The following is a 15,690-nucleotide window of genomic DNA, read 5'->3' as shown; positions in this document are numbered from 1 at the left end:
CGCTTGTGCCGGGGCGGGCCGGGTGCCGATCGCGGCCTGCGGCACGGGGCGGGTTGCGGGCTGTGTGGTCACCACGGCGCCGCCTGCCGGCCGGCCGGGAGACCAGGAGCCGGGCAGGGGCCTGACCGGCTTACCCTTCTCCGCCTGTCGCATGAAAGCGTGCCAGGCGGGCACGGGCAGCGAGCTGCCGGTCGCCTTGGTGGCCTTCGCCGCGTCGTTGCCGAACCAGACGCCGGTGACGAGGTCTGCCGTGTAGCCGATGAACCAGGCATCGCGCGACTGCTGCGTGGTGCCGGTCTTGCCGGCAGCGGGACGGCCGATGTCGGCCGCCCGGGCGCTGCCGAAGCCGATCGTGCCTTCCATCATGGCGTTCATCATGCCGATGATTTCCTGGCTGGCGACGCGCGTCATGCGCGGCTTGCCATGATCGTAGAGCACCTTGCCCGAGGTGGTGGTGACGCGCCTGACGAAATAGACCTCCGGCCGCAGCCCGCCGGTGGCAAACGGCAGATAGGCGGCGGTGAGTTCGAGCGGCGTGACTTCGGAGGTGCCGAGCGCGATCGAGGCATTGGCCTTGAGGTCGGATTCGATGCCCATACGGTGGGCAAGCTCGACCACCGTCTTCGGTCCCGCCTCCATGGCGAGCTGGGCGGCCACGGAGTTGAGCGAGCGGGCCAGTGCTTCCGAGAGCGTGACTGGCCCGTAATATTTGCCCTGGTAGTTCTCCGGCGTCCAGTTGCCGATCTTGATCGGCGCGTCGTTGCGCACGCTGTCGGGCGTGCGGCCCTGCTCCAGCGCGGCCATGAAGACGAACGGCTTGAAGGCCGAGCCCGGCTGGCGGCGCGCCTCCGAGGCACGGTCGAACTGGCTGTTGGCATAGTCGTAGCCGCCGACCATGGCGCGCACGGCGCCGCTGGTGTCGATGGAGACGAGGGCCCCCTGGCTGACCGACAGCTTCCCGCCCTTTTCGTCGATCATCTGGCGGATTGTCTTTTCCGCCTGCTTCTGCAGCGAAAGATCGACGGTGGTCTCGACGACGATGTCGGCGCCGGCATCGCCGATGAGGCCGGGCAGCTCTTCCATGATACGGTCGGCGACATAGTGCTCCGATCCGGTCCAGTAGGCGGCCGCGCGGGTGGCCGGCTGGCTCATCGCCGTGGTCATCTCGCTGTCGCCGATCATGCCCTGGTCGCGCATGGCGGCCAGCACGACCTGCGCGCGGCTCTCGGCGGCCTGCGGATCGCGCGCCGGGGAAAGCCGCGACGGCGCCTTGAGCAGGCCAGCCAGAAGGGCCGCCTCGGACAGGCTCACGTCGCGCGCGGATTTGTTGAAATAGCGGCGCGAGGCGGCTTCGACGCCATAGGCGCCCGAGCCGAAATAGACCCGGTTCAGGTACATTTCCAGGATCTGGTCCTTGGAGTGCTTCTGCTCCAGCCAGAGCGCCAGCAGCACCTCCTGCACCTTGCGCTCGATGGTCCGGTCGGGTTTCAGGAACAGGTTCTTGGCAAGCTGCTGGGTCAGCGTCGAGCCGCCTTGGGTCAGCCTGCCGGCAAGGAGGTTTTCGGTCACGGCGCGGCCAAGACCGATGGGATCGACGCCGAAATGCGAATAAAAGCGCCGGTCCTCGATGGCGATGACGGCCTGCGGGATATGGGGCGACATCTCGTGCAGCCCGACAGCCTCGCCGCCGGTCATGCCGCGGTTGGCGATCAGCTCGCCGTCGGCGGAGACGATCTTCACGTTGGGCGGCCGGTCGGGGATTTCCCAGGTGGTCGCGGCCGGCATCTTGGCGCCGTAATAGGCAATGGCGCCGATGCCGGCGATACCGCACCACAGCGCCAGCACCAGCGACCAGTAGACCGCCCGGCGCAGGAAGCCGAACAGGCCGCTTCCCCCGCCGCGCCCGCCCTTGCGGCGGCCCGATTTGCGCCTGCCGGTGCGGGCTTTGCCGGTGGCCGGCTTGCGCCGTTGGCGCACGGGCACGACGCGGTCGCCGTCGCCGAGCCTCAGATCTCCACCGGTCCGGCGCGCCTGCGGCGCATCGAAGGTCGGTTCGATCCTGCGTTTTCGCGTGTCGCGCGCCATGCCTGCCTGTGCCCCGAAACCTATAAGTGCCCGCAATGCGGGATGCGGGGAGAGTAAAGGCCAGCGGTTTAAGGCGCAGTTAAGTCAAAAGGGAACGAAAATGCGCCTCCGGCGCACTTACGGGGCAGCCGGGGGATATCCGGCTGCGGAAGGCCTCAGCTATGGGCGAAGATGTCCTCTTCCTCCCAGCCCATCAGGTCGAGCCTCGCCCTGGTCGGCAGGAAGCGGAAACAGGCTTCGGCCTCGCGCATGCGGTTCTCGCGCTGCAGCCGCGCCAGCAGCTTGTCGCGCAGCTGGTGCAGATAAAGCACGTCCGAGGCGGCGTATTCCAGTTGCTCGGGAGACAGGTCTTCCGCTGCCCAGTCGGAGGATTGCTGGACCTTCGACAGGGACACGCCGAGAAGCTCGTTGCACAGGTCCTTGAGGCCGTGCCGGTCGGTATAGGTGCGGGTCAGGCGCGAGGCGATCTTCGAGCAGAAGACGGGCTCGGCCATGATCCCGAAGGCATTGTAGAGCACGGCGATGTCGAACCGCCCGTAGTGAAAGAGCTTGGTGATCCTGCGGTTCTTCAGCAGGGCTGTGATGTTGGGCGCCTTCTTCTGCCCGGCGGCGATCTGCACCACGTCGGCCGTGCCGTCGCCGGGCGAAAGCTGCACCACGCACAGGCGGTCGCGGTGCGGCCGCAGCCCCAGCGTCTCGGTATCGATGGCGACGGCATCTCCCTGGTAATTGTCGAGATTGGGCAGGTCGTTTCTGTGGAACCGGATGGTCATGTCCTGTCTTCGCCCCCGCATCTTACTTGCTGAGCATGTCGAGGATGCGCGCCCAGGAACGCTGGCCGCGGTGGAAGGAGGTCACGTCGTATTTCTCGTTGGGCGAATGGATGCGGTCGTCCGGCAGGCCGAACCCGACAAGCAGCGATTCCATGCCCAGCATCTTGCGGAAATCGCCGACGATGGGGATCGAGCCGCCCATGGCGATGGCGACCGCCGGCTTCGACCACTCCTCGGTCAGCGCCGCCTGAGCCTTGGTCACAAGCGGCATGTCGTAGTCGAGCTGGAAGGCGGGCGAGCCGCCATGCTTGTGGAACTCCACCGAGCAATCGCTGGGGATGCGCGCTTCGACGAAGGCGCGGAAGGCGGCGCGGATCTTGTCCGGATCCTGGGCGTGCACGAGGCGGAACGACACCTTGGCCGAGGCCTCGGCCGGAATGACGGTCTTGAAGCCCTCGCCCGTGTAGCCGCCGCTGATGCCGTTGATCTCGGCCGTCGGCCGCGCCCAGACGAGCTCCAGCGCAGAGCGGCCCGTTTCGCCGGACAGCCTGGACAGGCCGATGGGACCGAGGAAGCTTTCGGTCGTCTGGCCGAGCCCCTCCCAGGATTTGAGGATCCGCTCGGGCGTCTCCTCGACGCCTTCGTAGAAGCCGGGAATGGTCACGCGGCCATTGTCGTCGTGCAGGGCGCCGAGCACCCGGGCAAGAACGGTGATCGGGTTGGCCGCCGCGCCGCCGAAGAAGCCCGAATGCAGGTCCCGGTCGGCCGCCTTGACGGTGATCTCCTCGCCGACCAGACCGCGCAGGCCGACGCACACGGCCGGTGTCTCGCGATCCCACATGGCCGTGTCGCAGACCAGCGCGAACTCCGCCTTCAGCTCGTCGCGGTTCGCCTCTAGGAAGGGCCGCAGCGACGGCGAGCCGGATTCCTCCTCTCCCTCGAACAGGATGGAGATGCGGCAGGGCAGCTTGCCGTGCACGGCCTTGTAGGCGCGGCAGGCCTCGATGAAGGTCATGAGCTGGCCCTTGTCGTCGGAGGAGCCGCGCCCGGTGATCGCCTTGCGGCCCGGCTCGATCTCCTTCACCTGCGGATCGAAGGGGTCGTCTTCCCAAAGCTCCAGCGGGTCGACCGGCTGCACGTCGTAATGGCCGTAGAACAGCACGTGCGGGCCCTCGCCCTCATGATGGGCGACGACCATCGGATGCCCGGCGGTGTCGCGGATGCCGGCGTCGAAGCCGATGGATTTCAGGTCCTCGACCAGCCACTCGGCCGCCTTGCGGCACTCCGCGGCAAAGGCGGGGTCGGTCGAGATCGACTTGATGCGCAACAGGCTGAAGAGCCGCTCCAGGCTCTTGTCGATCGAGCGGTCCAGATGATCGAGAACCGGGGCGAGGTCGGACATGAGGAACTCCTGCGGAAGCAACGAAAAACGATCGATCGGGGGACAGGCGCGCTCGGCTTCGCTCCTGCCCTTTCCCCTTCTTCCCGTCCTGACGGGAGAGGGTCCCGGCAGGGGATGAGGGGCGATTCAACCTAAAACCAGAAATGCTCTAGCACGGAACATCCGGCAATCTGAGAGAAAAAGGGCCGCAGGCGGCCCTTTCCTTGCCTGCATATCGGCTGAAAAACCGGGATGGATTTTCGCAAAGCACGATGTGCGGATTCAAAGGCTTGCAGCGCCTGGCACCCGAATGGGCGCACGGCACTGCCGCGGAAGAGGCGGGCCTTCGGCCTCAATAAGGACAGGCGTTGTCGGTCAGGAAGTTGTGGACCTCGATCTCGCCGGCGATGATCTTGGCCTTGGCCTCCTCCACCGCCGCCTTCATCTCGTCGGTCACCAGGCTCGCATTGTTGTCGTCCATCGCGTAGCCGACGCCGTCCTCGGCGAGGCCGACATCCTCCACGCCATAGGTGAACGCACCGTTCTTGGCGTCCATGAAGGCGTCGTAGACGGCGACGTCCACCTGCTTGACCATCGAGGTCAGCACATGGCCGGGATGCAGGCCGTTCTGGTTGGAATCGACGCCGATGCCCAGCTTGTCTGCATCCGCCGCCGCCTGCAGCACGCCGACGCCGGTGCCGCCGGCCGCGTGATAGATCACGTCGGCGCCCTGGGCGATCTGCGTGCGGGTGATCTCGCCGCCCTTCGTCGGGTCGTTCCATGCCGCCGGCGTGTCGCCGGTGTAGTTGCGGATCACCTTGGCGTCCGGATTGGCCGCCTTGGCGCCGCCCACATAGCCGCATTCGAATTTGCCGATGAGCGGCACCTGCATGCCGCCGACGAAGCCGACCGTGCCGGTCTTGGAAGCCATGGCCGCCATCATGCCGACGAGATAGGAACCTTCGTGCTCCTTGAAGGTGACGGAGCGCACATTCGGTTCCTCCACCTTGTCGTCGATGATGGTGAAGTTGGTGTCGGGATAGTCGGGCGCCACCTTCTTCAGGTAGTCGACCCAGGTGAAGCCGGCCATGACGATCGGGTTGCGGCCGTCTTCGGCGAAGCGGCGCAGGGCCTGCTCGCGCTGCGCGTCGTTGGAGATCTCGAACTCGACATAATTCATGCCGGTCTCTTCCTTGAAGCGCTCGGCGCCGTTGTAGGCGGCTTCGTTGAAGGATTTGTCGAACTTGCCTCCGAGATCGTAGATGAGCGCCGGAGCGATCTCCTGCGCGAAGGCGCTGGCGGTCATAGCAGTGGTGGCCAAAAGGCCGAGAACAATACGCTTCATGTGATCCACACCCTGTCGGTTGCCGTGACTGATTTTTGTGCCCTACAGGACGTGCTGCCCATGGCTGCCGCGCGCCCGGTATGCCCCAACGGGCGTTTCACGGCCGCCCGCCAGGGCGGCCAGAAACAGCGTGAGCGGGAGTATCATGCTCCCCCCAATGGGGGCACTTTTGCACGGCCCGCGCGAAAATTCACGCGGAATTTTGACCGTCCGGAAAAACTCCGGAAAGGCTCAGGACTGCGCGGCCGATGGTGCCGCGGCGCAGGCGACGCCCGTGCCCTGCAGCCCGCAATATCCGTAAGGGTTCTTCGCCAGATATTGCTGGTGGTCCTCCTCGGCGTAGTAGAATTCCGGCGCTGGGGCGATCTCGGTGGTGATCTCGCCGCGTCCGGCCGCTTTCAGGGCTTGCTGATAGGCCTTGCGCGAGGCGCGCGCCTCGGCGAGCTGCGCCTCGGTGGTGGCGAAGATCGCCGAGCGGTAGGTCGTGCCGACATCGTTGCCCTGCCGCATGCCCTGGGTCGGGTCGTGGCTCTCCCAGAACAGCTTCAGGAGCTCGGCGAAGGAGGCCGCCGCCGGATCGTAGACCACCTGCACCACCTCGGCGTGGCCGGTCAGCCCGGTGGTCGTCTCGCGATAGGTCGGGTTGGGGGTGAGGCCGCCCGCATAGCCGACGGCCGTGACCCAGACGCCCTCGCGCTGCCAGAACAGGCGCTCAGCGCCCCAGAAGCAGCCCATGCCGAACAGCACGCTTTCGCTGCCTTCGGGATAGGGCCCCTTGAGGGGCTGGCCGGACACGAAGTGGCGCTCGGCGGTGGGGATCGGCTCGCTGCGACCGGCCAGCGCTTCGGCGGCCGAGGGCATGGAAAGCTTCTTGTGGCCTGTCAGGCCGTCGAGGAAAGACATGAAGTTGCTCCTTTCCGGTTCAGGCCAGCGAAAGCGCCCGGTTGCGCTTGCGGCCGATGGCATAGAAAAGAAGGGACAGGGCGGCGAACACCAGCCAGCCCGGCAGCGTCAGGATGAAGACCGCCAGCGGGTCCCACAGCACGGGCAGGGTGTGGCGCTGCACGACCGCTTGGGCGAGGTTGAGCGTTCCGGGAGAGACGGAGAACCAGCTTTCGCCGAGCGGCGTGAAGGTGAGGGCGGATGCGGCGATGGAGCGCGTCGCATCGATCACCGCCATGACGACGGCGACCGCCAGCGCAAAAATTGCCAGCACCCGAAACAAAAAGCGGATCATCGGAGCCTCCAGGAGCGACTGTGGGGCCGCCTTTCTCACCTGCGAGAGATAGGCAGCGCGCGGCGCGATGGCAATCGCCGCACGGAAAGTTGAGCGCCGGTGAAGCACAGGGCGCATTCCTGCGCGGCAAATTGCAAAACTGTCATGCGGTGGACTTGGCATTCACGATCAGATCGACTAATTGAGCCTCGGCGCGCGATTGCGGAAGCAGGGCGCGCTGCCGGAGAGGTGGCCGAGTGGTTGAAGGCGCACGCCTGGAACGCGTGTATACGGGAAACCGTATCGAGGGTTCGAATCCCTCTCTCTCCGCCATTTCGCAGGAACTTGCCTCTGTATTCATTTTTGAATATATTGAATACTCGCAAGAGGTTGCAGAGATGTCCCGCACAACGACGATGACCGTCCGCCTGAGCGGCCCTTTGAGCGATTTCGTCGCCGCGAATGTGGGCGAGGACGGTTCCTACGAGAATGTCAGCGAATATATCCGCGACCTGATCCGCCGCGACAAGGAGCGGATGGAGCGCGAGGCTTTCGACCGGCTGAAGGCCGAACTGACCCATGCCTTCGCCGCGCCGGAGTCATCGTACCAGTCGGTCACCGCGGCCGAGGTGATCGCCCGAAACCGGACCTGACCGGATGGCCGTCCGCGTTCAGGAGGCAGCATCGCTGCGCCTCGACGACATCTACCGCTATACAAGGGAGCGATGGGGGACCGACCAGGCCGACCGCTATATCACCGGCATGTTCGTGGCCTTCGAGAAGATCGAAACCCGGGGCGTCGTCTCAAGGCCCGTCCCGGCCGAGTTCGGCGTCGAGGGTTTCTTCTTTCGATACGAGCACCACTTCGTCTACTGGCGTAGGCTTTCCAACGGCGACATCGGCATCGTCACCGTCCTGCACGAGCGGATGCATCAGATCGACCGGTTCCGGGAGGATTTCGGGACCTGAGGCTCTCCGTCCGAACAAGACCATTCGGCGACTTACGTGAGATGCTGGGCCAGAGAAGGTTCGACCCCAGTCCCATTCCCTCCGCCATTTGCCGCTGATTGCATGCGTTTTGCGGAATGGCCGCCGATTGCCGTGGTCGCGACGCGTTTCGACCCGAAGCGATCGGGCTCCCTTGCTCCTGCCGTCTCAACCGGACGAGGTTGGCGATGCATCTGGCTAGGTTTTCTCGTCTACGAGCGCGTCCGGGGCGTGGTCGAGGACGAGTTTCGGCTCAATACCGTGCTCGAGATAGAACTTCATGCCTGCCAGGAGATAGGTGAACCCTTCGGTGGAATTTATCGCTTCGTCGACCCCGCCGGAGAATCCCCAGTTTCTGACCGTCACGAAGGTCTGACGGTCGCCCTTGGGCTCAAACGTCCACTCGACGAGGCTTGGGTTCTCGGGCCCATCCCACTCGATGAGGATTCGTTTGTCTTTCTCGATCTCCTTCACATCGACGATCGTGTGCACTCCGTACATCTCCCAATCCCATCGTATCTTCTTTCCGGCTTCCAACGGCGCGGCCCCCTTGGAGAACCAGAAACGAGACGTGATCGCTGGATCGATCAGCGACTGGAAGACGTCCGCAACAGGCTTGCGGATCATCATCTGCGCTTTGGCGGCTGGCATCCCAAATCCTTTCGTTCGCGACTTGCAAAAACCTGCGTGGTGAACACATGCCGGCGAGGGATGTTCCGTCACAACGTGCGGGTATCACACATCCGCCACTCGCGGCAGACATCGCCCAGGATGCCCGAAGAGGAACTCGCCACCGCCAATTTTGCTTGTCATCCGCAGGTTGCGAGAGCTATAGCTGCCTGCAGCTCTGGGGGGAGTGCGATGAAATTCAACTCGAAAAGTTCGGATTGGTCTTTCGGGCAATTGCCCCCGCCGGGGTCATTTGAGGCGGGGGCCCAATGGAAGACTGCTACGGATATATTTCGTACGGGGAGGATGAGCTCTATCACTTGGGAGCGTTGTTCAGTGCGCTTCGATTGATACATTTTTCCCCTGGGGTGAAGATCACGGTTCTCACAGACAAGCCATTTGTCTTTGATCGATATCCGATCAACACGCTGGAACTGACAGAAACGCAGAAAACCGCGATGTCGTTCGACAACCGGTATCATTTCGGCATTAAAGCCGCCGGTACAATCGAGCTCCTGAAACATTGCGATCGGTTGCTGTTCATGGATACGGACATGTATCCGGTCGGTGATCTGTCCAACTGCTTCAATCGCATATCGCCATCGCATTCGCTCATGGGAGTTTGCAAAGGACGCCCCAAGGGCGATTACGAAAAACTCAGAGGGCGGCATATTGCGGTCGGCACGCAGGAGCTAACCGGGACTGAGCCGATGTGGACCAGTGGCATATTGGGTGTCCACAAGATGAACACAAACGCCCTGACCGACGCCTATGCTGCCCTTGAGGAGGTAAGCGCGATCGTGACCACGCACACCCCGGAGCAGTTTTGTGTCGGTGTGGCGTTGTCTCAAGGCGGTCGGACGATCTGTCCGCATCGACTCCCTATTCGCCACTACAGCACGAGTGGGAAGAAGCGCTTTGCGAGATCGCGCATTGTGGCGTTCTTCACCGAACACGGTCACAAAGGCATCGACTGTCAAATTGAACTCGCGCGGAGAGTTCGTCTCTGGCGATCACCTGCAGATCTGTTGATGCAAGCCTTGCGAGGGAAGGTGACGCCTTAAGGCAGCGAATTGCAGGTCGCCGCTCCATCTCAACGCGAATCCACCCTTGATGGTGGCGGGCCGCTGCGGCGAGCCTTGTAGGGCGTGTTGAAGCGGCGGACGCGAGACCTCGCTCACCCCGGCGCGAAGACCGATATCGCCTTGGGATGCACCTTGAAATGCGCCGGGGTGGCGGTGACGATCTCGCCGTCGGCGTTGACCGGCATCGGCTCCGCCGTCTCCACGTCGAATTCGATGCAGCGCGCCGTGCGCACCTCTTCCCAGGCGCCGTGCCGGCCCGAGCGGAACGAGCGCAGCATCAGGGCGAGCTTCCACAGGTTCTTCATCTCGAGGCTGTAGAGGTCGAGATGGCCGTCGTCGATCGCCGCCGTCGCCTCCACCACGTTGCCGCCGCCATAGTGGCGGCCGTTGCCGACCGCCACCTGATAAGTCTCGACATGAGTCTCGAAACCCTTCTCGGTGATCCTGGCATCGAACCGGCGGGCGCCGGTCAGCACCTTGAGGGCGGCCAGCGCATAGCCCAGTTGGCCGAAGCGCTTCTTGAGCCCCGGCTGGAGATTTTGCGCCAGTTCCGTGCTGAGGCCGATGCTCGCCACGTTGAAGAACGCGTGCCCGTTGACGGTGCCGACGTCGATCGGCCGCAAGCGGCCGGCGGCGATCACCTCCGCGGCCCGGACGGGATCGACGGGGACCTGCAGCGTGCGGGCGAGATCGTTCGCCGTGCCCATCGGGATGATGCCCATCGGCAATCCGCTCTCCATGGTCGCCATGGCGGCGGACGAGACGGAGCCGTCGCCGCCGCACACGACGACCAGGTCGCTGCCCTCGCGCAGGCGCACGATATCGCGGGCGATTTCCGGCAGGGCCTCGAACAGCTCGACCGTGATCTCAAGCCCGGCGGCGCGGAGCCGCTCTGCCACGCGATCGACGGGCTCGCGTCCGCGCCGTGCCTTCGGATTGATGAGGAGGAGGGCCCTCTTGCCCTGCATGGGCCGGGCCGCGGCGAGGGGCTTGCGGCGGAGTGCGTCGTTCATTCGGGCTGCATCGTCCTTTCCGTCCGGATGGGGCTTTTCAGTGCCTCTCGATCCTGGCTGTTCTGTGACCCGCGATGGCGGGAAACGCCGCGGCGGCGGAACGGTTTCGCGGAATAACAAAAAAACTTGATCTTTTTACGCATGTTTAATAACCCAACGCCAGCGGCAGCCAGACGCTTGCTCCAGCCCCCGCAAACGCAGAGCGTTACGTCTACGTTGGGGGCAATTGTGCAGCATTTCGACACTCACTTACCGGCGACCGGAAACCGCAGGGCGATCCTGCGGAGGGGGCTTCTCGTCGGCGGGAGCGCCGCCACGGCGATCGCCCTCCTGGCAGGGGCGATACCCGCCACCGCGCAATCGGCGACGACGACACGGCTCGAGCGCCTGGAGGTTTCCGACCAGTCGAGCGATGCCGGGCGCGCCGACGATAATACGGTGGTCGCGAAGGCCGCCGCCTCGGCACTGAAGTCGTCGACGCCGCTCGCCGAAACGCCGCGCTCGGTGTCGGTCATCACCCGCAAGGAGATCGAGGAACGGGCGGTGCAGGACATCATCCAGGCCGTGCGTTATTCCTCCGGCGTGGTGACCGGCGGCTATGGCTACGATCCGCGCTTCGACCAGATCTATGTGCGCGGCTTCGCGCTCACCACGACGGGCGCCTTCCGCGACGGTCTGCGGCAGCCCTACATGAACTACGGCATGTTCCGCGACGATCCCTACAGCCTCGAGCGCATCGAGGTCGTCAAGGGGCCGGTTTCGATGCTTTTCGGGGGCGGCAGCCCCGGCGGCATCGTCAACAAGGTGTCGAAGATGGCGGATGGCGAGCGGCACCGCGAGGTGGAGCTGCAATACGGCACGGTCGACCGCTATCAGGCCGCCTTCGATTTCAGCGATGCCCTGGACGAGCAGAAGACGCTCTTCTACCGGCTCGTCGGCATAGCACGCGCCGCCGACACCAATTTCGACCTGCATGACGACCGCCTGTCGATCCAGCCATCGCTGATGTGGCAGCCGGATGCCGACACCTCGCTGGTGCTGTACGGACAGGCCCAGAAGGACAAGACCTCGGCCTCGGCCGCAGCCTTGAACCGCTTCGGCGTGCCGCTCGACATGCTGGCCAGCGACCCGGTCTACGATCATCAGTATGTCGAGCAATACCAGCTCGGCTACAGGTTCGAGCATCGCTTCGACAACGACGTGAAGCTGAGCCAGCACGTGCGCTGGTCCTATCTGGATCTCGACGCCCGCTATCTGTCCTCCTATGTCACCGACGGCAGCGGCGGCTGGGTTGGCGATGTCTACCGGCGCGGCGGCAACGCGGTTACCGACCGCATGAACGTCTTCCAGGCCGACACGCGCCTGGCGCGGGATTTCGACACGGGGCCGCTGCGCCACAAGGTGCAGGTCGGCCTCGACTACACGGATGTCCGCTCCAGCTTCGGATTCGGCAAGGACGACACCGCCAATCCCGATTACGACCTCGATCTCAACAATCCCGTCTACGGGGTGGACGGGCCGACGCCAGCGATCACCGATCGCAGCAGCGCCGATCTGCGGCAGATCGGCGTCTATGCGTTCGACGAGATCGAGCTCGGCCGCTGGCGCTTCACGCTCGGCGGCCGCCACGACTGGGCCGACCAGACCAACACCAACGACGTCACCGGCGTGGTGACGGCCGACAAGAGCAACAGCGCCTTCTCCGGCCAGCTCGGCGTGCTCTACCGCTTCGACAACGGCTTTGCGCCTTACGCGAGCTATGCGACCTCGTTCCTGCCTCTTTCAGAGAAGGATGCAGCGGGCGCCGTCCTCGATCCGGAAACGGCCGAGCAGATCGAGGTGGGCTTCAAATACCAACCGGACGGCGCGCCGTTCTCGGTGTCGGCCGCCGCCTATCAGATCATCCAACACGACAAGCCGGAATATGTCGGCTTCAACGGCACCACCGGCTCCTACATCTACGCGCCGCTGGGCGAGGTGACGACGCGCGGCTTCGAGGTCGAGGCGCGCGCATCGCTGTCCTCCGGGTTCGACGTGGTGGCGGCCTATAGCTACAACGATGCCGAAATCACCGGCTCCAGCAATGCGGCGATCATCGGCAACACGCCCGCCATCACGCCTCGGCATGTCGCCTCGCTGTGGGCGCACTACACCTTCGACGAAAACTCGCCGCTCGCCGGCCTCGCCCTCGGCGCGGGCGTCCGTCATCTCAGCAAGAGCTACACGAGCAGCGCCAACACGGCGACCAACAGGGCGGCGACCTATCTCGATGCCGCCGTGAGCTACGATTTCGGCAAGGCGCGGCCCGATTGGGACGGGCTGTCGCTGACCGTCAGCGCGACCAACCTGACGGACAACCGGCCGGCCAGCTGCGAGAGCGGCTACTGCTATCTGGCGCAGGGCCGCAGCGTGGTCGGCGCCCTGAAGTACAAATGGTGAAGCTGTGACCGTGGACGCCGCCACCCTGCCCGACACGCGAAACCCGGCCGCGCCGAAAGGGCGGGGCTTTGCGGCGCAGGACGTGGTGGTGCGCGCCGGCGGCCGCACGTTGCTCGGGATCTCCGATCTCGCCTTCCGCCCCGGCGAAGTGTGCGGGCTGATCGGCCACAACGGGTCCGGCAAATCCACCCTGCTCAAGCTGCTCGCCCGGCAGATGGCGCCGGACCATGGGACCGTGCTGTTCGGCGGCAGGGCCGTCGGCGACTTCTCCAGCCGCGACTTCGCCCGCGCCGTCGCCTGGCTGCCGCAGAACCTGCCGGCGGCGGACAGCCTGACGGTCGCCGAGCTGGTGGCGCTCGGCCGCTATCCCTGGCACGGCGCCCTCGGCCGGTTCTCGGCGCGCCACCGCGAGGCCTGTGCGGAGGCGATCGCCGCGACCGGGGTCGACCCGCTCGCCGGCCGGCTGGTCGACACGCTCTCCGGCGGCGAGCGGCAGAGGGCGTGGCTCGCCATGCTTCTGGCGCAGTCTCCCGAGTGCATGCTGCTCGACGAGCCGATCGCCGCGCTCGATCTCGTGCACCAGCTCGGCGTGATGGACCTCGTCCGCTCCTGCGCCCGCGAACGGGGCATGGGCGTCGTCGTCGTCCTGCACGACGTCAACATCGCCGCTCGCTTCTGCGACCGTGTCGTGGCGCTGAAGGGCGGCCACGTCGTTCACGACTTGGCACCCGAGGCGCTGATGACGCCGGCCGTTCTGGAAGAGATCTACGGATTGCCGATGCATGTCGTCAGCGCTCCCGGAACGTCGACACCGCTGGGCTTCGCGCTCTGATGCCTGCCGCGCGGTCCCTGTCGCGGCGTGCCTTCGTCGCCGGCCTCGCCGCCGTCGCGGCCGCACCCGTCCGCGCCGCGCCGCCGCGCATCGCGGCGCTGGATTACGCGGTGGCCTCGACCATGATCGCGCTCGGCGTGCCGCCCATCGCCATCCCGTCGAGACCGGATTGGGCGACCTGGGTGGTCGAGCCGGCGCTGCCGGACGAGACGGTCAATCTCGGCTCGATGCGCGAGGTCAATTTCGAGGTGCTGCAGGCGCTGGCGCCGGACCGCATCTTCTCCTCGCCCTATCTCGAGCCCCTGCGGCCCTATCTGGAGCGCATCGCGCCGGTCGACAGCTTCAACGTCCACAACACCGGCAAGCCGCCCTTCGAGGAGATCGTCGCAGCGACCCGCCGGATTGGGGCGATCCTGAGCCGGGAGGAGGCTGCCGAGGCGCTGATCGCGCGGGCCGGGCGCACGTTCCGCGAGGCCGGAAGGCGCTGCGCCGCCTATCGCGACCGGCCGCTGTTCTTCGTCAATTTCATGGATCCCTACCACGTGCGCGTCTATGGCAGGAACGGCATCTTCCAGGACGCCATGGACCGCATGGGCCTGACCAATGCCTGGACCGGGACGACCAATGGCTGGGGCTTTGCGACCGTTGCCATCGACGAGCTGGCGGGGGTGGAGGACAGTCATCTCTTCTATCTCGACCCGGTGCCGCCCGACGTCCTGCCGAGCCTGGCGCGCAGCCCGCTCTGGCAGCAGATGCCCTTCGTGCGCGGGAATAGGATCGACCGGTTTCCGACCGTGCTGATGTTCGGCGCCCTGCCGGCAATGATGCGCTTCGCCGGCGAGCTTGCCGCATTCGGAGAGCGCGATGCAGCCTGAGGCGCGCCTTGTCGCACCGGCCTTGTCCCTGCTTCTGCTGGCCACGGCAGCGGCGTTCCTGTCGCTGCTCGTGATGCGGCATCTGCCGGACCTTGCCAGCCTTCCCGATGCGCTTCTTTCTCCCGATCCGTTCGCCATGGGCGAAATGCGGGTACACTACAGCGTGCTTCCGCGCCTTGCGGTCAGCCTGGTCTGTGGCGCGGCGCTGGCGCTGGCGGGCGTTCTGATGCAGCAGGTTCTGCGCAACCCGCTGGCCTCGCCGTCCACCCTCGGCGTCTCGGTCGGCGCCCAGTTCGCCCTCTCCGTCGCGCTCCTCGCTTCGCCCTCCCTGATCGCCTTCGGGCGTGATCTGGTGGCGATCGCCGGTGGCGCGGCGGCGGCCGCCCTGGTGCTGGCGCTGTCCTGGCGGCGTGGCCTCGAGCCCTTCTCCGTGGTGGTGGCGGGATTGATCGTCGGGCTTGCTCTGTCGTCGGGAAGCGCTGCCCTGGTGCTGCACAACGAGCGGTATCTGGCGGGGCTGTTCCTGTGGGGCAGCGGCGCGCTGACGCAGTATGACTGGCACGTGGCGAGCCTGCTCTGGCCGCGGCTCGCCGTCGCCGCGGTCCTGGCCGCCCTGATCGCCCGCCCGCTCGCCATGCTCGACCTCGACACGGTGGCGGGCGCTCTGGGGGTCAACACGCTGCTGACCAGGCTTGCGGCGCTGGGCATCGCTGTCGTGCTCACCGCCATCGTCACGGCGGAGGTCGGGGTGCTGGGCTTCGTCGGTCTGGCCGCCCCGGCGATCGCCCGCGCCGTCGGCTGCCGGCGCCTCGGTGCCCGGCTGATCTGGGCGCCCCTCATCGGCGCCCTTCTGCTCACGGTGACAGATCTCGCCGTGCAGCTACTCGCCTCCATCAGCTCGATCTCGCTGCCGACCGGAGCCGTCACGGCGTTCCTCGGCGCGCCGGTGCTCCTGTGGCTTCTGCCGCGCCTCGGCCGCCGTGGCGCCCC

The 15,690-nt window shown here is 65.8% G+C and carries 15 protein-coding genes and 1 tRNA gene; 8 read left to right on the top strand and 8 right to left on the bottom strand.

The window, feature by feature from the left end:
* From NUU27_RS22400 to NUU27_RS22375, 6 genes are all read right to left on the bottom strand, one after another.
* The coding region (locus tag NUU27_RS22400) for a transglycosylase domain-containing protein (protein ID WP_257764523.1) at nucleotides 1–2,085 on the bottom strand (2,085 nt) is incomplete at its 3' end.
* Nucleotides 2,086–2,240: 155 nt separating this feature from the next.
* Nucleotides 2,241–2,858 carry a ribonuclease D gene (locus tag NUU27_RS22395; RefSeq protein WP_257764522.1) on the bottom strand — a complete coding sequence of 206 codons (618 nt, stop codon included), beginning with the start codon at nucleotides 2,856–2,858 and terminating at the stop codon, nucleotides 2,241–2,243.
* Between the two features lie 22 nt (nucleotides 2,859–2,880).
* A complete protein-coding gene (locus NUU27_RS22390; RefSeq protein ID WP_257764521.1) occupies nucleotides 2,881–4,260 on the bottom strand; it encodes a dipeptidase in 1,380 nt (459 codons plus the stop codon).
* Between the two features lie 331 nt (nucleotides 4,261–4,591).
* Nucleotides 4,592–5,584: a BMP family protein gene (locus NUU27_RS22385; protein WP_257764520.1), complete on the bottom strand. Its 993-nt coding sequence runs from the start codon at nucleotides 5,582–5,584 to the stop codon at nucleotides 4,592–4,594.
* Between the two features lie 231 nt (nucleotides 5,585–5,815).
* A complete protein-coding gene (msrA, locus tag NUU27_RS22380) occupies nucleotides 5,816–6,487 on the bottom strand; it encodes a peptide-methionine (S)-S-oxide reductase MsrA (protein WP_257764519.1) in 672 nt (223 codons plus the stop codon).
* A 19-nt stretch (nucleotides 6,488–6,506) separates the two neighbouring features.
* On the bottom strand, nucleotides 6,507–6,821 hold the full coding sequence (locus NUU27_RS22375) for a hypothetical protein (protein WP_257764518.1): 315 nt from the start codon (nucleotides 6,819–6,821) through the stop codon (nucleotides 6,507–6,509).
* Nucleotides 6,822–7,043: 222 nt separating this feature from the next.
* On the opposite strand from NUU27_RS22375, the gene NUU27_RS22370 reads away from it, so the two are divergent.
* The 3 genes from NUU27_RS22370 to NUU27_RS22360 all read left to right on the top strand — a co-directional run bounded on the left by NUU27_RS22370 (nucleotide 7,044) and on the right by NUU27_RS22360 (nucleotide 7,769).
* Nucleotides 7,044–7,133 (top strand) — tRNA-Ser (locus NUU27_RS22370).
* 65 nt (nucleotides 7,134–7,198) lie between these two features.
* A complete protein-coding gene (locus NUU27_RS22365) occupies nucleotides 7,199–7,453 on the top strand; it encodes a transcriptional regulator (protein ID WP_257764517.1) in 255 nt (84 codons plus the stop codon).
* Nucleotides 7,454–7,457: 4 nt separating this feature from the next.
* Complete coding sequence (locus NUU27_RS22360; RefSeq protein ID WP_257764516.1) at nucleotides 7,458–7,769, top strand: type II toxin-antitoxin system RelE/ParE family toxin; 312 nt, start codon at nucleotides 7,458–7,460, stop codon at nucleotides 7,767–7,769.
* A gap of 216 nt (nucleotides 7,770–7,985) precedes the next feature.
* Here the strand turns inward: NUU27_RS22360 and NUU27_RS22355 are convergent, their stop codons facing one another.
* On the bottom strand, nucleotides 7,986–8,438 hold the full coding sequence (locus tag NUU27_RS22355; protein ID WP_257764515.1) for an SRPBCC family protein: 453 nt from the start codon (nucleotides 8,436–8,438) through the stop codon (nucleotides 7,986–7,988).
* Nucleotides 8,439–8,725: 287 nt separating this feature from the next.
* Here NUU27_RS22355 and NUU27_RS22350 point away from each other — a divergent pair, with 287 nt between their 5' ends.
* Nucleotides 8,726–9,520 carry a hypothetical protein gene (locus NUU27_RS22350; protein WP_257764514.1) on the top strand — a complete coding sequence of 265 codons (795 nt, stop codon included), beginning with the start codon at nucleotides 8,726–8,728 and terminating at the stop codon, nucleotides 9,518–9,520.
* A 113-nt stretch (nucleotides 9,521–9,633) separates the two neighbouring features.
* Here NUU27_RS22350 and NUU27_RS22345 read toward each other — a convergent pair whose 3' ends face one another.
* On the bottom strand, nucleotides 9,634–10,554 hold the full coding sequence (locus tag NUU27_RS22345; RefSeq protein ID WP_257764513.1) for a lipid kinase: 921 nt from the start codon (nucleotides 10,552–10,554) through the stop codon (nucleotides 9,634–9,636).
* Nucleotides 10,555–10,782: 228 nt separating this feature from the next.
* Here NUU27_RS22345 and NUU27_RS22340 point away from each other — a divergent pair, with 228 nt between their 5' ends.
* From NUU27_RS22340 to NUU27_RS22325, 4 genes are all read left to right on the top strand, one after another.
* On the top strand, nucleotides 10,783–12,993 hold the full coding sequence (locus tag NUU27_RS22340; RefSeq protein WP_257764512.1) for a TonB-dependent siderophore receptor: 2,211 nt from the start codon (nucleotides 10,783–10,785) through the stop codon (nucleotides 12,991–12,993).
* 4 nt (nucleotides 12,994–12,997) lie between these two features.
* Entirely contained in the window at nucleotides 12,998–13,825 is an 828-nt protein-coding gene (locus NUU27_RS22335; RefSeq protein WP_257764511.1) for an ABC transporter ATP-binding protein, read from the top strand.
* Complete coding sequence (locus NUU27_RS22330) at nucleotides 13,825–14,700, top strand: ABC transporter substrate-binding protein (RefSeq protein WP_257764510.1); 876 nt, start codon at nucleotides 13,825–13,827, stop codon at nucleotides 14,698–14,700. Before NUU27_RS22335 ends, NUU27_RS22330 begins: the two co-directional genes overlap by 1 nt.
* On the top strand, nucleotides 14,690–15,690 hold a 1,001-nt coding region (locus NUU27_RS22325), incomplete at its 3' end, for an iron chelate uptake ABC transporter family permease subunit (protein ID WP_257764509.1). The genes NUU27_RS22330 and NUU27_RS22325, both read left to right, overlap by 11 nt.

Source organism: Nitratireductor sp. ZSWI3 (genome assembly GCF_024655565.1).
Classification (GTDB): Bacteria; Pseudomonadota; Alphaproteobacteria; order Rhizobiales; family Rhizobiaceae; genus Nitratireductor.
The sequence above is the reverse complement of the archived record's forward strand: the minus strand, read 5'-3'. Positions and strand labels throughout refer to the sequence as shown.